This is a genomic window from Devosia sp. LjRoot3, from assembly GCF_964252865.1.
GTDB lineage: Bacteria > Pseudomonadota > Alphaproteobacteria > Rhizobiales > Devosiaceae > Devosia.
The window spans coordinates 627,141-644,259 of record NZ_CAXUPK020000001.1 but is presented as its reverse complement, the minus strand read 5'-3'; the positions used below and the strand labels follow the sequence as shown (position 1 = coordinate 644,259).

Annotated in this window: 16 protein-coding genes; 6 read left to right on the top strand and 10 right to left on the bottom strand. The window is 63.2% G+C overall.

The window, feature by feature from the left end:
• Window positions 1-24 precede the first annotated feature (24 nt).
• The 7 genes from ACSQ2A_RS03110 to ACSQ2A_RS03080 all read right to left on the bottom strand — a co-directional run bounded on the left by ACSQ2A_RS03110 (window position 25) and on the right by ACSQ2A_RS03080 (window position 5,107).
• Window positions 25-408, bottom strand: a complete 384-nt coding sequence (locus tag ACSQ2A_RS03110) for a hypothetical protein (RefSeq protein ID WP_295411240.1) — start codon at window positions 406-408, stop codon at window positions 25-27.
• A gap of 90 nt (window positions 409-498) precedes the next feature.
• The gene (locus tag ACSQ2A_RS03105; protein ID WP_436071033.1) at window positions 499-1,236 is read right to left on the bottom strand and encodes a phosphatase PAP2 family protein; all 738 of its coding nucleotides are present in this window, start codon (window positions 1,234-1,236) and stop codon (window positions 499-501) included.
• Between the two features lie 51 nt (window positions 1,237-1,287).
• On the bottom strand, window positions 1,288-2,178 hold the full coding sequence (locus ACSQ2A_RS03100; RefSeq protein WP_295411236.1) for a lipid kinase: 891 nt from the start codon (window positions 2,176-2,178) through the stop codon (window positions 1,288-1,290).
• 82 nt (window positions 2,179-2,260) lie between these two features.
• Window positions 2,261-3,418 (bottom strand): glutathionylspermidine synthase family protein, encoded by a 1,158-nt coding sequence (locus tag ACSQ2A_RS03095; RefSeq protein WP_436071032.1) that lies wholly within the window; start codon window positions 3,416-3,418, stop codon window positions 2,261-2,263.
• Window positions 3,419-3,421: 3 nt separating this feature from the next.
• Window positions 3,422-4,000: a DUF1190 domain-containing protein gene (locus ACSQ2A_RS03090; RefSeq protein ID WP_436071031.1), complete on the bottom strand. Its 579-nt coding sequence runs from the start codon at window positions 3,998-4,000 to the stop codon at window positions 3,422-3,424.
• Window positions 4,001-4,011: 11 nt separating this feature from the next.
• A complete protein-coding gene (locus ACSQ2A_RS03085) occupies window positions 4,012-4,413 on the bottom strand; it encodes a DUF350 domain-containing protein (RefSeq protein WP_295411232.1) in 402 nt (133 codons plus the stop codon).
• A 34-nt stretch (window positions 4,414-4,447) separates the two neighbouring features.
• Window positions 4,448-5,107, bottom strand: coding sequence for a DUF2491 family protein (locus tag ACSQ2A_RS03080; RefSeq protein WP_436071030.1), 660 nt, complete (start codon window positions 5,105-5,107; stop codon window positions 4,448-4,450).
• Window positions 5,108-5,309: 202 nt separating this feature from the next.
• Here ACSQ2A_RS03080 and ACSQ2A_RS03075 point away from each other — a divergent pair, with 202 nt between their 5' ends.
• Window positions 5,310-5,756 carry a YjfI family protein gene (locus ACSQ2A_RS03075; RefSeq protein ID WP_436071029.1) on the top strand — a complete coding sequence of 149 codons (447 nt, stop codon included), beginning with the start codon at window positions 5,310-5,312 and terminating at the stop codon, window positions 5,754-5,756.
• Complete coding sequence (locus ACSQ2A_RS03070) at window positions 5,753-6,481, top strand: PspA/IM30 family protein (RefSeq protein WP_436071028.1); 729 nt, start codon at window positions 5,753-5,755, stop codon at window positions 6,479-6,481. Before ACSQ2A_RS03075 ends, ACSQ2A_RS03070 begins: the two co-directional genes overlap by 4 nt.
• Before the next feature lie 95 nt (window positions 6,482-6,576).
• Here the strand turns inward: ACSQ2A_RS03070 and ACSQ2A_RS03065 are convergent, their stop codons facing one another.
• The 3 genes from ACSQ2A_RS03065 to ACSQ2A_RS03055 form a co-directional block, all read right to left on the bottom strand.
• The gene (locus tag ACSQ2A_RS03065; protein ID WP_436071027.1) at window positions 6,577-7,782 is read right to left on the bottom strand and encodes a ZIP family metal transporter; all 1,206 of its coding nucleotides are present in this window, start codon (window positions 7,780-7,782) and stop codon (window positions 6,577-6,579) included.
• A gap of 3 nt (window positions 7,783-7,785) precedes the next feature.
• Window positions 7,786-8,931 (bottom strand): multicopper oxidase domain-containing protein, encoded by a 1,146-nt coding sequence (locus tag ACSQ2A_RS03060; protein WP_436071026.1) that lies wholly within the window; start codon window positions 8,929-8,931, stop codon window positions 7,786-7,788.
• Between the two features lie 249 nt (window positions 8,932-9,180).
• The gene (locus tag ACSQ2A_RS03055) at window positions 9,181-10,905 is read right to left on the bottom strand and encodes a M28 family peptidase (RefSeq protein WP_436071025.1); all 1,725 of its coding nucleotides are present in this window, start codon (window positions 10,903-10,905) and stop codon (window positions 9,181-9,183) included.
• A gap of 200 nt (window positions 10,906-11,105) precedes the next feature.
• Here ACSQ2A_RS03055 and ACSQ2A_RS03050 point away from each other — a divergent pair, with 200 nt between their 5' ends.
• The 4 genes from ACSQ2A_RS03050 to ACSQ2A_RS03035 are packed head-to-tail and all read left to right on the top strand — an operon-like array spanning window position 11,106 to window position 17,100.
• A complete protein-coding gene (locus ACSQ2A_RS03050) occupies window positions 11,106-11,825 on the top strand; it encodes a GntR family transcriptional regulator (RefSeq protein WP_291418719.1) in 720 nt (239 codons plus the stop codon).
• A gap of 52 nt (window positions 11,826-11,877) precedes the next feature.
• The gene (locus ACSQ2A_RS03045; RefSeq protein WP_436071024.1) at window positions 11,878-13,707 is read left to right on the top strand and encodes a hydantoinase B/oxoprolinase family protein; all 1,830 of its coding nucleotides are present in this window, start codon (window positions 11,878-11,880) and stop codon (window positions 13,705-13,707) included.
• 1 nt (window position 13,708) lies between these two features.
• Window positions 13,709-15,742 (top strand): hydantoinase/oxoprolinase family protein, encoded by a 2,034-nt coding sequence (locus ACSQ2A_RS03040; RefSeq protein WP_436071023.1) that lies wholly within the window; start codon window positions 13,709-13,711, stop codon window positions 15,740-15,742.
• Window positions 15,739-17,100, top strand: coding sequence for a M20/M25/M40 family metallo-hydrolase (locus tag ACSQ2A_RS03035; protein WP_436071022.1), 1,362 nt, complete (start codon window positions 15,739-15,741; stop codon window positions 17,098-17,100). The genes ACSQ2A_RS03040 and ACSQ2A_RS03035 overlap by 4 nt, the downstream gene beginning before the upstream one ends.
• The last annotated feature ends 19 nt before the right edge of the window (window positions 17,101-17,119 follow it).

The window sequence follows — 17,119 nt, the reverse complement described above, 5'->3', positions numbered from 1 at the left end:
AGAGGGTTGGCTTTCGCTTGAAGCTCAGACCATCACTGGCGGCGCCCGTGCCTGCCCGATATGGGGCGCGTGGTGAGAGTGACGCAGTTCGGCGACGGCGGGATAAGACGCTTCTGCCCAAAACCGAAGCAAGCCGAGATCGAGCGATGCAGGCTCGGCCAATGCGACTTCATATTTTCCGACGCCCGCAAGGGGACACTTGGCCAGTTGGGGCTGGTCGTCGGTTTGATCGACAGTCAGCGGCGCGCAGACCGACCAGAGGTCCAGCGATGCATAGCCCAGGGAATCCAAATCGCGCTGCAGGCCCGCGGCCTGATGCAGCGGTGCCAGGAGGACGAGGACATAGAGAGCCAATACCGCAATGGCATTGGCAGTTTCCCTAATGATGCTCCGCGATCTAAACGGCATCTTGCCCCCTGATCACGCCGCTATATCCGGCGATCAGGCTGCACTCAACGACATCTTTGTCGCAACGTCTTTGATCTAGAGCAAGCGGGTCTACCGTGCTTCGGTCGGCGGTCCCGGCCGGGCCTCATCGCGCAGGGTTCCGCGACGGTCCAGAGCGTGCGCTACCGCGAGACAAATCAGCGCCCAGGCCGCCCCCAGAGCCCAGCCAGCCAGGACGTCCGTTGGAAAATGGACCCCGAGGTAAATTCGGCTCAGGCCGACGGCGCCGACGAGGATGATGGCACCGAGCAGGTACAGGGCTCGCGCCGGCCATGTGGACGCGCGCTGGGCCAAAAGAGCGCCAATCGTCAGGTAGACGACGGCGGAGGTCGTTGCGTGTCCGCTTGGAAAGCTCGAGGTAAAGACCTCGACGGCGCCGGTGAAATCCGGCCGCGGCCGATCGAAGAGCGCCTTGAGCACCGTGCTGATGATCGTGCCGCCAAGGACGCTGATGGCAATAAGCAGACCCGTGCGGCGCGACCCAGTGAGCAAGAGATGCAGTACGACGCCGATCACCAGGACGCCGAGGACCGGGAAACTTCCAAGCGCAGTGATATCCCGCACGCCTTCGTTGAACCATGACGGGCCGACGGGAATGCCCGGTGTCGCCGGATCTCGAAACAGCATCACCACGGCATGATCGAAAGCGGCCGTGTCGCCATCGACAACCTGATCCGCGAGGATTCCGAAAATCGTCAGCAGCGCGGCAGCCACCGCGCAACCAATGTAAAACAGCGTGTTGTCAGGCGAACGCCCTGCAGGCTGAACGCGCTCTGGAGATGTCGTCAACGTCCCGACTCCGCTGGTCTTACACAAGCCTTCACGGTGCTAGCTGCTCCCTCAGCTGGGTGCAAATACGGAAATGGCGTTTGGCCGGATCAGAAAATGGGCCGGCGTCTGGGTGACGAGGTCGCCATCGGTATTGATCGGCATCGGCGTCTCGGTGCGAATGTCGAATTCCGTGCTCTTGGCGGTGCGAACTTCATCCCAGGCGCCATGCTCGCCCCGGCGGAAGGCGCCCAGCATCAGGCCGAATTTCCAGACATTCTTGAGTTCGAGGCTATAGAGGTCGAGGTGTCCGTCCTCGATGGTCGCATCGGCATGGATCATCGTGCCGCCGCCATAGTGCACGCCATTGCCCACCGCGATCTGCAGCGTTTTCACGCGCTCGCGGCCGGTATCGCTGATGATTTCGGCCCGAAACCTTTTGGCGCGGGTCGCAACCTTCAGGGCCGCCAAGGCATAGCCGAGCTTGCCCCAGCGGCGCTTGGCCTCCGGTGTGAGCCCACGGGCGAGATCAACGCTGAGTCCCATGCTGGCGACGTTGAAGAAGGGGTGGCCATTCACCTCGCCAAGGTCCACGCGCCGCGTGTTCCCCGCGATGATGACGTCGGCAGCCTGTAGGAGCCCATTGGGAATGCTGAGCGTGCGTGCGAGGTCATTGGCCGTCCCCATCGGCATGATGCCCATGGGGAGCCCGGTTTCGAGGATACCCCGCGCCGCCGAATTGATGGTGCCATCGCCGCCGCAGACGATGACGAGGTCGGCCTCGTGCCGGCGCCGGGCAATATCGGCCGAGACTTCGTCGGGCGTATCGAAACGCTCGACAACCGCGTCGACCCCGCCCTGGGCCAGGCGCTCGATGACGGGCTCGATGGCTTCAGAGCCGCGCCTGGCATTGGGATTGACCAGCATCAAGGCGCGGCGGCGGGCAGATGGAACAGCGCTCATTCTTGCGACCTCGATTACCAGAGGTCCCCACATGGCCACGAAACAGGCCCGCCGCAACCCCGAAAGCTTGCTTTAGGCCCCGTCAGTCCAGAATAACGTGCGGCACGAAACGCGAGAGGTTGGCGGTGATGCGCGACCGGTCCTCGCGAATACCGAGGCCACAGGCACGGTCTCCGACAATCCAGCTGCCGAGCACGGCAAAGCCACCTTCGCTTTCAAAGAGCGGCGCATATTCCTGGATCACGAAACCTTCGGCGCCGTAATCACCCGGTGCCGACGCCAGCTCCTTGCCATTGGTGAAAATGGAGACGTTCTCGCCCTCGCGAGACAGCAGCGGCTTTTGCACGTAGTTCGTCAGCGACGAAGCGCCGGGATCGTCGGTGAAGAATGCCGGCAGCAGGTTCGGATGATTGGGATAGCGCTTCCAGAGAAGCGGCAGCAGGCCCTTGTTGGAGAGGACTGCCTTCCAGGCGGGCTCAACAAAAGCCCGGCCCGACCGCGGCAGATAGGGCGCGAAATTCTCGCGCAGCATGAATTCCCACGGATAGAGCTTGAAGCAGCGATCGATGACCCGATCCTGCAAATCGGTAAAGCGCCCCAGCGCGTCGACGCCGATTTCGCCGATATCGAGCAGTTCCACTCGGTGCCCGGCCTGCACGGCGCAATCCATGAGGTACACCGTCGTGCCACGATCTTCCTCGTTGTCGGTCATGGCGGCGAAATGGAAGATCGGTTCCTTGGAGAACTGACCAAAGGCTTCAACAAGGCTTTCCTGCAGCGAGTTGAACTGGTCTGCATCCTGCGGCAGCACGCCGGCTGCGATCTGGTCGATCAGCCAGTTGTACTGGAAATAGGCCGTCTCGAAGACCGAGGTCGGCGTATCCGCATTGTATTCGAGCAGCTTGGCCGGGCCCGCCCCGTCATAGGCGAGGTCGAAGCGGCCATAGAGGTGACGGTCCCCGCGCTCCCAGGAATCGCGCACGAGATCGCGCAACTCCTCAGGAATTGCCAGATGGTCGAGGGCCTCTTCGCTCGTCACGATATCGCCGACGAGGTCCATGCACATTTCGTGCAGTTCCTGGCTCGGCGCTTCGACCTGCTCTTCGATCTCTTGGAGCGTAAACGTGTAGGCAACATCGTCGAGCCAATAGGGCTCGCCATACATTTCGTGAAAACCGAAGCCGACCTCGCGCGCCTTATCGCGCCAGCCCTGGCGTTCCGGATAGGTGATGCGTTTCATTGCCTATCCGCCGAAACTGAAGCCGCCACCGCCACCAAAGCCCTGGCGAACGACGGTGCGGGTATTGACGTTGACAGGCTGCATGGTCTGGCGCGAGGGGGCCACCACATCGCCGCCCGGCCGGGCGCCGGGGGTAACCGTCTGGCCAGAGCGATTGCGATAGATCGGCGTCGACCCATAGGCAAAGCCGTTGTTTATCCGCTGGTCGCGATAGCGATTGTAGTCGCCGATATTGTTGAGCGTCGAGGAGAGCAGATAGCCCGCGAGGAACGGGGTGAAGAAGCTGCCGCCACCGCCCGTCGCCACCGGCTGCTGCTCGGCGCATTGGCCCACGCCATATTCGGCTTCACAGGCAGCGAGGCCATCAAACTTGGGCGAAGATTGCAGGTGAGCCTGCATCGCATCCTGATAGCCCGCCTGGCACACCTGGGCATCCATGCCGGCGGTGATGCACTGATCGACCGAGGTGAAAAGCACTTCGCCCGGCGGTTCGCCGGCGCAACCGGCCAGGGCCAGGGACGAGATGGCAATGGTGCCGAGCGAGAGAAGCGGCGGCTTGCGCCCGCTGAGACGTCTGCGCATTGCGTCCTCCCTCAATAGGTCATGCAGGCGGCATTGAGAATGCCCACCGCCAGCGCGATGCCGCCACCCCAGATGCCGGCCGTCACGTCACCATTGGTGATCTTCTCGTGCAGGTTCTTGAGCGTGAAATTGGCGATGTAATAGGCCAGAATCTGCGCCAGAATGCCGATCACGGCCCAGATGATGTAGTCGACGATGCTGACCGAATTGGCAGCCGCCGAAGCCAGCGGCAGGCTAAAGCCGAGAATGGCGCCGAGAAAGGCCGTCACGGCAGCCATATTGCCGGCCCGGATCAGCTCCACCTCGCGATGCGGCGTAATGGCCGTATAGACGAAAGCGAAGGCGCCATAAGCGGCAAGGCCAATCGCAAAATAGCCGAGGAAGGCCGGCAGGCCCGCCACATAGTCAAGCATGTCGAAACTCCTTGGATGAACCGTTCAATGGATATCAGACGCGGCGCACATCGGCCGGGGTGAGCCCGTAGCCGATGAGAAATTCGACCGAGCTGCCCGTCTGGCTCTGCCCCTGCCCGAGGTCGCGCTCAACATTGATCAGCAGCATTTCGCGCGATTGGCCGAGGGGACGATAGTAGAGCATGCAGGTTTGGTGGATGGAGCGCAGCGCCTCGCCATCGTCGACCTTTTCGACGAATTCGACGAGCGCCGTGCGCTCGGGGCCTTCGCCCCAGAAGCGATGAAAGTGGATCCCATCGGCATCATAGTGCTCCTGCCCGATGAGGCCATTCGGCCCCGTCCAGCGCAACCAGGCTTGCGGACCGGAGGGCACGACACTGTCCCAGGGATGATAGAAACTGATGTCTTCCACCGCATCTCCGGGCTTGCCACCGCCGGACATGGTCTGGATCATGCGGTGTTCGTCGTCATAGTAGCGTGAGAGCACGCTTGAGGCGTCCAGCTGCACTTCGCCATAGGCGGCAACGATGAACGGCCCGCTCAGCGGCAGCGGCATGGCCGGTTCGCCACCAAGGGCATTGGCTTCGAGCGACAGAAAATCGAGGTCGAGGGCGCCACCGATACCGACGGCAAGAGGACCACGCTCGACCGGCAGCGGTTTTTTCTCGTCTTTGCGGCCGAACCAACCGATCATGCCCTGCTCCCTACGCGGCCACGAACCCCATGCAAGCCGGATTCATCGCTCCTATATGGTAGCGATGCGCCGAGATGCTAGGAAGGCGAACCGCACCAAATATTGGCGACAAGTCGCCACAGGCAAATATGGTTGCGGTCACAATGTGATAGTACCATATGCGCAAGGCGCCCGCACAAGCCGGCCGATATCGACAGATCCCATGGAGGACCTATTGGATACCTGGAACCTCACGACCCTGACGCAGCTTTTTGCGTCTGATCCCGAAGCCCTTGGCGATGTGGACGTGCATGTTCCGCCCGAGGGAAATGTCCTCGTCGTCACGCTCAAGGAAAAGGGCGATCTCGACGTCTTCGTCACCATGAGCGGCGACCGCGATATTCTGGCCAGCGTCATTCTCGCGCCGTTGAAGGATATTCCGAACCGCCCGGACTTCGAGCACATGGTGCTCAAGACGCACAAGCTGGTACCGCTTTCGAGCTTTGGCATCACCCAGATCGATGGCGAAGAGTGGTATGAGCTTTTCGGCTCGCTGTCGGCCCGCTCCAGCGCCGAGACGGTGGTCGAGGAAGTTGCCGTGCTCGCCGCCAATGCGGTCGATGCGGCCGACATGATCAATGAATGGAAGAATGGGGAGTTCGCAGCGTGAGCGCCTGGGGTAAAATCTTCACCGCCATCCGCGGCGGGGTTAACGAAGCCGCCGAATCCGTCGCCGACAGCCAGTCGATGCGCATTCTCGACCAGGAAATCCGCGACGCCGAGCAGTCCCTGCGCCAGGCGCGCTCCGACCTTGCCGGCATCATGGCCTCCAACAAGAGCATGGCGCGCCGCATCGAGGAAAACCGCGCCAAGGAAGCGAAAGACACCGACAGCGCCCGCGCTGCCATCGCCGCCGGCCGCACCGACCTCGCACAGGGCCTTGCCCAGCGCATCGCCACCATCCGCGGCGAATTGCAGCGCGATCAGGCCGAACTCGACCAGTTGTTGCCGCGCCAGCAGCAGATGCTGCGCACGATCCAGGACACCGAAGCGCGCATCACCCAGATGAAGCGCGAGGTCGACAACGTCAAAGCCAATGAATCGCTCCTCAAGGCGCAGTCGGCCTTGGCACATAGCCAATCGGGCATCAACACCCGCCTCGGCAGCGCCGTCGACAGCCTCGAGCGCATCAAGAAAAAGCAGGAAGCCACGGCCGGCCGTATCGCCGCCGGCGCCGAACTTGCCGCGCTCGAAAACGGCAACGACCTTGATCGCCAACTGCGCGAAGCCGGCATTGGCGGCTCCAGCCAATCGGCCGACGACATTCTGGCGCAGCTCATGTCGCCGACGCCGTCCGACCCGCTGGCCCTGCCCCAGACGAAGAAGCTCGACTAAGCGAACTATCCGGGCGCGACTTGAAATTGTGCAAGCGGGGCGGATCGATGTGTCGATCGCCTCGCCTGCTCTTTTTTGGGTCGGGGGCTTTGGGTTCAGATCTTGATGATCGCAGCGGTGACGTACATGAAGCCGATGCCGGTAAGCAGGCCCCCGAGGACTGCAGGCGAGAACAGCGGCGAGCGGGCACCGGGGTTTGAGCGCAGCAGATAGGCGCCGACTTCCACAATAACCTGGACGATGGCCCCGGCGCCGACGGCGAGCGCCAGGGCGGACCATTGCGGCGCATAGGCCAGGCTGCCCAGCCACAGCCCGAAGACGGCAGGCAGACCGGCAAGCAGCGCCAATGCAGCAAAGCTCCAGAGCGGTGGGCGAACCCGAAGGATTGGCGCGGCAATGCCGATGCCCTCGGTGACGTTGTGCAGGGCAAAACCCAGCACCAGGAAGGTGCCGAGGCCGGCAGAGCCCGCGGCAAAGGTGGCTCCGATGGCAAGGCCCTCCCCGAAATTGTGCAGGCCAATGCCGAGCGCGATAAAGAACGACAGCGACAGGCCGGTTGGCGTGCCACGCCAGTGCCCGACGCCCATCAGGATCAGGAAGCTGGCCAGCGCCACCAGCAGGACCATGGACGAGCCCTGGAACATCGCGGCGGACTCTCCGGCCAATTCCAGCGCTTCAAACGTCATGTCGACAAGCAGGAAGGCCAGAAGGCCAATGGTCAGCGCCAAGAGGAAATTCATGCCAGCCGGGCCGACACCGCGCAGCGCGGGGTAGCACAAAAGGCCAATGGCAACGGGCAAGACGCCGACAATGATGCCGATCAGTGCCTGCTGCCAGAGCATGGATTGGGTCGGGACCGGCGTCGGCACGGCCACGGCAATTTCGTGGGCAAAGGCAGTGCCAGTATTGGTGATGATATTGACGACATGTGCCTCGCCCAGAACCCAGGGGTAGGCCAGGTCGATCCACGCAGTACTGCCGCGGGCGATCGGGCCGGGCGGGGTCTGGGAGAAATTCCAGTAGGCATCGTCGACCTGCACCTGGGCAATCGTCATCGGCTCGGAGCCGCCGGCGCGGAGCTGGACGTGAATGCCGGTGTCGTCGAGCACCGTGCGCTCATAGGTCAGCGCCTCGACCGGCGGGGCGCCATTGTTGAAGTTGCGCAGCGGATCGGTAGAAGCGATCCAGGCGAGAGCCAGCAAGAACAGCCCCAGCGGCAGCAGCAGCCAGAGAAGAGAGCGACGGTTGCCGATGGCTGCGGCCTTTGTCGAAGTGGTGGTCGCATCGGCCATTTCGTTCATGACTCAGCCCTCCACCACGTCGAACATTCCCATCCAGCCCAGTTCGGTGAACTCGCTCTGGTGGGGATGGAACATGTAGCTGCCGGCCTCGTGGTCCCTGAACGAGAACTCGAGAATGCCGCGCTGGGCCTGACATTGCATGATCAGGTCAACGGTCCGCAGCGTGGGCGCGAGGTTAGTGCCGGTATCGAAATAGTCGAAGAAATTGGCGTGCAGGTGAAACGAGTTGATCGGATCGAACTCGGTGACATTGACCAGATAGATGCGCACTGGCCTCGATTTGACGATGCGGATCGGCGCCCGGGCATAGGCATGGGCGATGGTGTTGACCGCGTAGAATTCGTTCTCGTTGTCGAAATTGGTGTCGAAGGCATTCATCACCAAGACCATTTCCTGCCAGAGCGCATTTTCGGGCGTGCCAAGCAGGCGGGAGGCGGCGACCTCGGCAAATTCGGGGTGCAGCGACGGATCGGGGTCGATGATGAAGGCGCCATACATGCCCTTGTGCATGTGCCGTTTCAGCGGCAGCGCGTGACAGTGATAGAGATGGCAGCCGAATGGTTTCGCGTCGAATTCGTAGACGAATTCCTCGCCCGGATTGATCAGGCCAGCGCCGGGCACGCCATCCATGCGGGCCGAGTGGATGCCGTGAAAATGCATCGAGTGCGGGTGGGACCCAAAATTGCTGAACACGATCCGCAGCCGCTCACCCTCCTTGGCGCGCAGCGCCGGGCCCGGCACGCGGCCGTTATAGGTCCAGGCCGGAAATATCACGCCCGGAGCAATCTCGATTTCCTTATCGATCGCTTCGACCGTGAAAGTGCGTAATGTCCGGCCGTCCTCCATGGTGGACAGCGTGCCGGTTTCCCATTCGGTCAGCATGGTGGAGGGATCGAACCCGTTGGCACCGTGATCCACCGTACCGACCGTCATCATGTCGCCGTGAGCACCGCCATGCGCCGGGGGCGCGGCATAGGGGTTGGTCGAGGTTGCAGCCGGCTCTGCCGGCATGCTGCTCATGTCATGCCCCGGCATGTCCTGGGCAACGGTGGTCGTGGCCAGCGCTGCAGCGCCGCCGGCAGCTGCGAGCCCACCCAGCAACAAGCTACGGCGGCTGACCAGATCGGGGGCAAGTTCGGCGTTTGACATGAGCACCCCAGTTGCGAACCATTCGCAAATCAGAAGTAGCGCCACATCGAATGTTTTTGCAAGTAAGAATTAATTGCAAAAACGGGAGCGCCTTTCCGCGACGGATCGCTCGCAGGCAGGACCTGCAAGCTCATGGGGGTGCGTTGCGCCGAAACGAAATGTGCGGGATCGAAGCCCAAGGCGCTGGCTGTTTCAGCTCCAACGCGCCAGCGGTATGGCCGGGCACCCTGCCCGACCATACGTTTTGCTCTAGGCGGTCAGAAGCCGCGCCGCCTGACGCAGGGCGGCTGCCGTGCGGTTGGCGCCGCGCATGAGCTGGGTGCGGGCAAAGCCGAGCGTTTCCGGTCCATGCGTCTTGAGCTCGCTCGCTACCGAAATGGCCGGCAGACCCGGCACCGGCAAAGCCGGATCATGGGTAAAACGCGGACCGCGCGTATAGTTGAGCGGCACGAGAATGCGAGCGAGCTGCTGGATCACCGCATTGGCCTGAGCCTCGGCAACCGTGCCGGCAGCAATGGCTGCATAGAAGGCATCAAGCTGAGCGCTGAGATTGGCGAGTTCGGCAGAGACCGGATCGAGCAGCGTGGCGTCTTCGCCGGCAGCCTTGCGGTACTTTTCAAGCGTCGCCTTGAACTCGGCGGCAGTCGCGCGCCAGTCGAAGGGCAGGATCGGCGCATTGGCCACTGCCATGATGCCGGCGAGATAGACCTTGATGTCGCGAATGAGAATGTCGCGATCGGCAATGTCCATCAGGTCGTTTTCGGTGTGCCAGGCAATGTTCCCGCCGCAGCCGCCGACAGTGTAATATTCCATCTCCTTGCGCTTCTCGACCGTCATGGTGGAGGACAGCATGAAGAAGCTCGAAAGCCCGATATTGTTGAAGGAATAATCGCCGGCGCGCAGCGGCCGTTCGCCGTGGAAAGGCAGATCGGCAACCTCGCGGATGACGTCGGTGCAGAGGCCATTGGCCTCGCTCATCACCGCGACGTTTTCATAGACATCGGCCCAGCGGCAGCCGGGGCTATCGCAATTGACCTGGGCGACGCAGTTCTCGTCGAGATCGAGCGCGAAGGCGTCGGCATACCAGGCCGAACCGGCATAACGGCCGGTCGAGTGGCCCGGCCACCAGGCGATGCGCACCGAGCGGCGGAGGTCGCCGCGGTTGTGCCAGAGCACACGCGCGATTTCGAGCATGGCGGCGTCGCCGGTCGCATTGTCGCCCACGCCCACGTCCCAGCTGTCATAGTGGCCGGCGAGCAGCACGAACTTTTCCGGCTCCGCCGTGCCGGGGACGTTGACGACCGGCACAAGCGACTTGAACCAGCCCTCTTCCAAGCGGGTCTTGATGGTGACGCTGCCACCGGCCTTGGCCAGCGCGATCAGTTCCTGCCCGTCGGGATTGTTGACGACGGCAACGGGGATCACCGGCTTGCGCGGCAGGCCATCGAGATCGGGCGAACCCCAGACCGAGGAGCAGATGCCCCAATGCCGGTCGACGCCCGGATTGACGGCGATAACGCCGATGGCGCCCTTTTCCTGGAATTCGAGCACCTTGTTGGGCGAGGCAAAGCCATCCGTCAGCACGATCTTGCCGCGAATGCGCTCTTCGGCCGCCGCGGCCTCGTCCCGATTCTTCTCGTAAAAGCTGCCGACGCTGGCGGCCAGCGCGCCCGGCACATGGTGCAGCACGCCGCTCATGCCTTCCGGGCAGCTCAGTGAATAGGCGGGAGGCTTCGACGCATAGGTCTTGCCATTGGCTTCGACCGAGGCTTCATATGGAATGGAGAGATAGAGCGAGGCTTCGAGCATTTCGACCGGCACGCCAAGCTCTCCAAGGCGCCGGGCAATGTCGTGGGCTGAGGCTTCGACGTCTTCCGGCTTCCAGCGCGGCATGGTGGAAAAGGCTTCCACCAGTGGCCATGCCGCGTCGGCATTGACCTGGGCGATGGCGTTTTTGATGGCCGTGTCGAGCATGCTGAACCCTCTCTTTGCAAAGTGATGGCCCACGATGCCCCAAGATAAATTGTACGACAATCCGGATTGTACGACAATTTTCCGCTAGGCTTTGCGAAACACCCTCGTTACAGTCATTCCAACACGCCGTCGCACCGATTTGACCAAGACGGCCAAATGCAGGATGACCCACCCATTTTCCCTTGGGGCGACCGATACTAATGAGCGACTTGCGTAGAATCTTTCAGGTTGATGCATCGCACATGGCCGATGAGCTGGCGGAGGAGAGCACGCAAACGCGCCAGCTCGCCCGCGATCGGGTTTTTGACTCCGTCCGCACCGCGATCATGGAAGGCCGTATCGCCCCCGATACGCGCCTGACCGAGCGCGAACTCTGCGAAGCCTTCGGCATCAGCCGCACCGTGGTGCGCGAAGTCGCGCGCCGGCTGGAGGCGGAAAAGCTGGTCAATGTCATCCCACATAGCGGCCTCCGCGTTGCCCGCCTGACGCGAAAACACGTCCACGAAATCTACGAGATCCGCACCGAACTCGAAGCCATCACCGTGCGCAGCTTCCTTGCCTGCGCCACGGACGAAGATATTGCCGCCGCCCAGGATTTCGGTCGTCGGCTCCTCGAAGCTGGTTCGAATGGCGACAAGGTCGGCATGGCCGAAACCATGTCGAAATTCCTGCGCTTCATGACCGATGTCGCGGATAACCAGATCGCTGCCGAAATGCTCGATCAGCTGCGCTCCCGCGTCAACATGCTCCGCATCTACGCCATGGACGAGCCGGGACAGCTCGAAACAGGCATGGAAGGCGTGCGTGCCATCATCGCCGGCATCACCGCCCGCGACATCGCCGCCGCCGAGCGCGCCACCCGGATCTATGTGCGTCGCTCCGCCGACGCCGTGCTCCGCCATATGGACCGGGATGAATAGTGCCGCGCACGCTCCCGATACTTTCTCTTCTTTTCTCTCTGGAAGGCTTTTGATGACACCGCTCTCATCCGCCATGCCGGCCTTGGCGCCGGATACTGCCCCCATTTGCGATCCAGTGACACTGGAAATCATCCGCGGGGCGATCATGGCGACCCAGCGCGAAATGGAAGCGCTGATCGAGCGCACCGCCATCTCCGCCTTCATCCGCGAAAAGAAAGACTTTTATACCGCCCTGTTCGACGAGCGCGGCGTCATGGCCGTGGGTTCGATGGTCCCGATCTTCGGCGATCTCACCTCGCCGGTCTTCGAGCATTTTCCGCGCGAGACCATGAAGCCGGGCGACCTCTACTGGTACAATGACTGCTATGGCTCCAAGGGCGCCGTGACCCACTCGAACGACCAGGTGCTCCTCGCCCCGGTCTTCCACGGCGACCGCCTCTGCGCCTTCGTGATGAGCTGGGCCCACTTCGCCGATATCGGCGGCCTGCATCCCGGCTCCATCAGCCCCGATGCAACCTCCATCTACCAGGAGGGTATCATCATCCCACCGACCAAGCTGGTCGATGCGGGCGTGGTCAACGAAATGGCCCTCGCCATCTTCCACCGCAATTCGCGCTTCCCAGCCCAGAGCGAAGGCGACATGTCGGCGCTCATGGCTTCGGTCAAGCTCGGCGTCACCCGCGTTGCCGAAGTCGTCGCGCGCCACGGCGCCGACACGGTCTCGGACGCCCTCGCGCAACTCCTCGACCGCACCCGCACGCTGGTGCGCCGTCGCCTTGCCGAAACCTTTGACTACGGCACCTACAAGTTCTCCGACCAGATCGACAGCGACGGCCACGGCAATGGCCCGTTCAGCCTCCGCTTCGCCATCACCCGCGAAAAGGGCGCCAATGGCGAAGACCGCTTCATTTTCGACGCGACGGAAAGCGACGATCAGGCCCCCGGCCCCGTTAATCTCATCATGAACAAGGGCGTGCCCGGCATGGCGCTGGGGCTCTATTTCCTCGGCGGCGACCCCTCGCAGGTGGTCAATGCCGGCGGCCCGCTCGCCATCGATGAAGTGCGCCTCCGCGAAGGCTCCATCGTCCAGCCGCGCTTCCCAGCCCCGCTCGGCATGCGCGGCCTCACCATGATGCGCATGCTCGCCGTGCTCAATGGCCTCGTGAACCGCGGCAAGGGTGGCGCTCCGGCAGCGCACTCCGCCTATGTCGTCACCATCATGCGCGGCACCTTCGGCAAGGAAACCGGCACGCCAAAGCCGTTCCTTCTCGCTGATGGTATCGGCGTCGGCTATGGCGCCCGCGACTTTGCCGATGGCATCGACGCCGTCTACTTCGTGGCGCAGGAAAACTACCCTGTTGAATTCCTCGAAGGCGGCTATCCAATCCGCCTTCGCCAATATGGCGTCGTGCCCGATTCCGGTGGCCCCGGCCGCTTCCGCGGCGGCACCGGCATCATCCGCGAATATGAAATCCTCGCCGATGAGGCTCTCCTGGCCATCCGTATCGACGGCGTCAAGAACCCGCCCTGGGGCTATGCCGGCGGCATGTCGGGCGGCGGCGGCTCCATCGTCGTCAATCCCGGCACGCCCGAAGAGCGTAAGATTCCGCCGCTCTCGGACGGCACGGCCCTCAAGAAGGGCGACATCCTGCGCATCCGCACCGGCGGCGGCGGCGGCATGGGCCATCCCTACGATCGTCCGGCTGAGCGCGTGCTTGAAGACGTTCGCGGCGGTTTTGTCACCGCTGATGCCGCCAAGACCTTCTATGGCGTCGTGATTTCTGACGACCAGCTCGATGTCGAAGCCACAGAAAAGCTGCGCGCCGACCGTCCGGCCACCAAACCCTTCCACCGCAATACCTATATCGATGAGCTCGCCTGATATGGCCACGGAAAAAAGTCCAACCAATCTCGCCGTTGCCGTTGATATCGGTGGCACCTTTACCGACGTCGCGCTGGTCGACGGTTCCGGCCGCTCCTGGCGCGCCAAGACGCCGTCCATCCCGTCCGATCCGTCGGAAGCCTTCCTCAACGGCATCCGCCTTGCCCTGCAACAGGCCGGCGCCTCGGCAGCCGATCTCGATCAGGTGCTGCACGGCACGACCGTTGCCACCAATATGATCCTTGAAGGCAAGGGGGCGCGCACTGCGCTCGTCACCACGCGCGGCTTCCGCCACGTGCTGGCGATCGGCCGCCAGGACATTCCGCGCAAGGCTAATCTCTATACCTGGGTCAAGCCGGTCCCTCCGGTGCCGTCGAGCCGCATCGTCGAAGTCGACGAACGCGTCGCCGCCGGTGGCGCGGTGCTCGAAGCACTCGATGAAGCGACCGTTCGCGCCGCTGCCGAAAAGATCCGCGGCATGAATGTGCAGGCCGTCGCCGTCTGCCTCATCCATGCCTATGCCAATCCGGCGCATGAACGCCGCGTTGCCGAAATCCTGCGCGAGGAACTGCCTGATCTCGCCGTCACCGTTTCCAGCGACGTACTGCCCGTAGTGCGCGAATATGAGCGGAGCCTCACCACCGTGCTCAACGCCACGGTCATGCCGGGCGTCACCACTTACGTTCAAAATCTCGAAAAGCGTCTCGACGATGAGGGCGCCACTCCGCCGCTGATGCTGATGCAGTCCAATGGCGGCGTTGCCGGCGCACCGAAAATCCGCGTCGCCCCCGCCCTCACTGCCCTGTCCGGCCCCGCGGCCGGCGTCGTCGGCGCCCGCGCCGCGGCTGCTGCCTGCGGCATCGAGGACATCATCACCAATGATATCGGAGGCACCTCGGCCGATATCTGCCTCATCAAGGGCGGCCAGATCGGCCTTACCCAGCATGGTGCAGTCGGCGAATGGCCACTGGCTTTGCCCATGGTCGACATGATCACTATCGGCGCAGGCGGCGGCTCGCTTGCCCGCATCAAGGACGGCGCTCTTACTGTCGGCCCTGAAAGCGCGGGCGCCTGGCCCGGCCCCGCCTGCTACGGCAAGGGTGGCACCGAACCCACCGTCACCGACGCCCACGTTGCCCTCGGCCAGTTGCCGGCGCGCCTCCTCGGCGGCAGCATGGTGCTCGATGTGGAAGCGGCCAAGCGCGCGGTGATGACCATTGCCGAACCGCTCGGGCTCGATCTCGAAACCGCTGCCCGCGGCATCCTCGCCATTGCCGACAATCACATGGTCGGCGCCATGCGCGTCGTCTCGGTCGAGCGTGGCCACGATCCGCGTGATTTCACACTCGTCCCCTTTGGCGGTGCCGGCCCGCTCCATGGCTGCGCCCTTGCCGATCTTCTCGGCATCAAGAGCGTGCTGATCACCCCGGCCCCCGGCGTTCTTTGCGCCGATGGCCTCCTCGCAGCCGATCTCAAGTCCGAGTTTTCGCGTGCCATGGCCATCCCTGGCGCCATGGACCCGACTGCGACCGAGCCGATCATCGCCGAACTCGAAGCACAGGCGACCGCCTGGCTCAACGAGGAAGACGTCGCCTCCGAAGTGCGTGTCATCGAACGCGTTGCCCTCCTGCGCTATGCCGGGCAGGGCGGCGAAATCGCCGTGGCTTACGCCGCGGACCGAGCTCAGGTCGAAGCCAATTTCCAGGCTGCCCACAAGGCGCTCTACGGCTTCAATCTCGGCGCGCCGATCGAACTCGTCACCCTGCGTGTTCACGCAACCGGTCTCGCCGCCGTGCCGCCCGCCGTCGAACTGGCACCGGGCCCGACGCCCGCACCCGAAGAGCACACTGCCGTCAGCATCGGCGGCAAGCAAGTCGACGTGCCCGTCCTCGACCGCGCAAAACTCGGCGCCGGCGCGACCTTTGCCGGTCCCGTCATCCTGACCCAGCTCGATACCACCACCTTCGTCGCTGCCGGCTGGCAAGGCCGGGTCCATGCCTCGGGCGGTATCATCCTCACCAAGGAAGCAGCATGACCTCGCCCACGCTGAGCCCGGTCTTCTCCCATATCGAAGCCCGGCACGACGAATATATCGCCCGCCTGATCGACTACGTGCGCAATCCCTCGATCAGCGCCCACAATATAGGCATCCGCGAAGTCTCCGAGTTGCTCGTGAAAATGCTGGGCGAACTAGGCATGGAAGTCGAGGCGATCCCGACCAAGGGCCATCCCTTCGTTCTCGCCCGCTACACTGTCGACCCGGCAAAGCCCACCGTGCTGCTCTACGGCCACTATGACGTGCAGCCGCCTGATCCGCTGGAACTGTGGGAGAGCCCGCCCTTCGAGCCGACCATCCGCAACGGGCGTATCTATGCCCGCGGCGTTGGCGACAACAAGGGCCAGCACTTTGCGCAGATCATGGCCATCGAGGCGCATCTCAAGGTGCATGGCACCCTGCCCTGCAACGTGATCTTCCTCCTCGAAGGCGAGGAAGAGATTGGCTCGCCGCAGATCGCCGATTTCGTCCGGGACTATAAGGATCGCCTCAAGGCCGATTTCGTGGTCACCGCCGACGGCCCCCTGCACGAATCCGGCAATTCGACGCTGACCTATGGCGTGCGCGGCATGACCTCGTTCGAGCTGCGCGTCCGCACCGCCGCCCGCGATGCCCATTCGGGCAATTACGGTGGCGTCATGCCCAATGCCATATGGACGCTGGTGCACCTGCTCTCGACCATGAAGACACCCGATGGGCGTATCACCATCGACGGGCTTCACGACCAGATCATTCCGCCGACCGAAGCCGACATTGCCGCGACCAAGGCCCTGCCGCTCGATCTGCCGGCATACATGGCCGATATGGGCCTGACCCGCCTCGACGAGCCAGCCGATCGCCCCTTCTGGGACCGGCTGATGTTCCACCCGACCCTCACCATCAACGGCCTTCACGGCGGCTATGGCGGGCCGGGCACCAAATCCGTGCTGCCCTGCGAGGCCGTCGCCAAATGCGACATCCGCCTCGTCGAAGCGATGACTTCAGACCATGTCTATGCCTGCGTCAAAGCCCACGTCGCCAAGCATGCGCCCGAGGTTGAGGTCATCACCTATGGCTCCATGCTGCCCTCCCGCACGCCGCTCGATGATCCCTGGGGCAAACTCATCCAGGAAGCCATTGTCGAAGCCCGCAACGAGCAACCGCTTGTCTATCCATCGGCCGGCGGCAGCCTGCCCGACTATGTCTTCACCAAGGTGCTCGGCGTCCCCGCCTTCGTCATGCCCTATGCCAATGCCGACGAAGCCAACCACGCGCCCAACGAGAACATGGAAATCGACCTGTTCCTCAAGGGTATCCGCACCGGCGCCGCGCTTCTCGACCGGCTCGGCCGCGTCTAGCTGATTTCACGCATGAAAA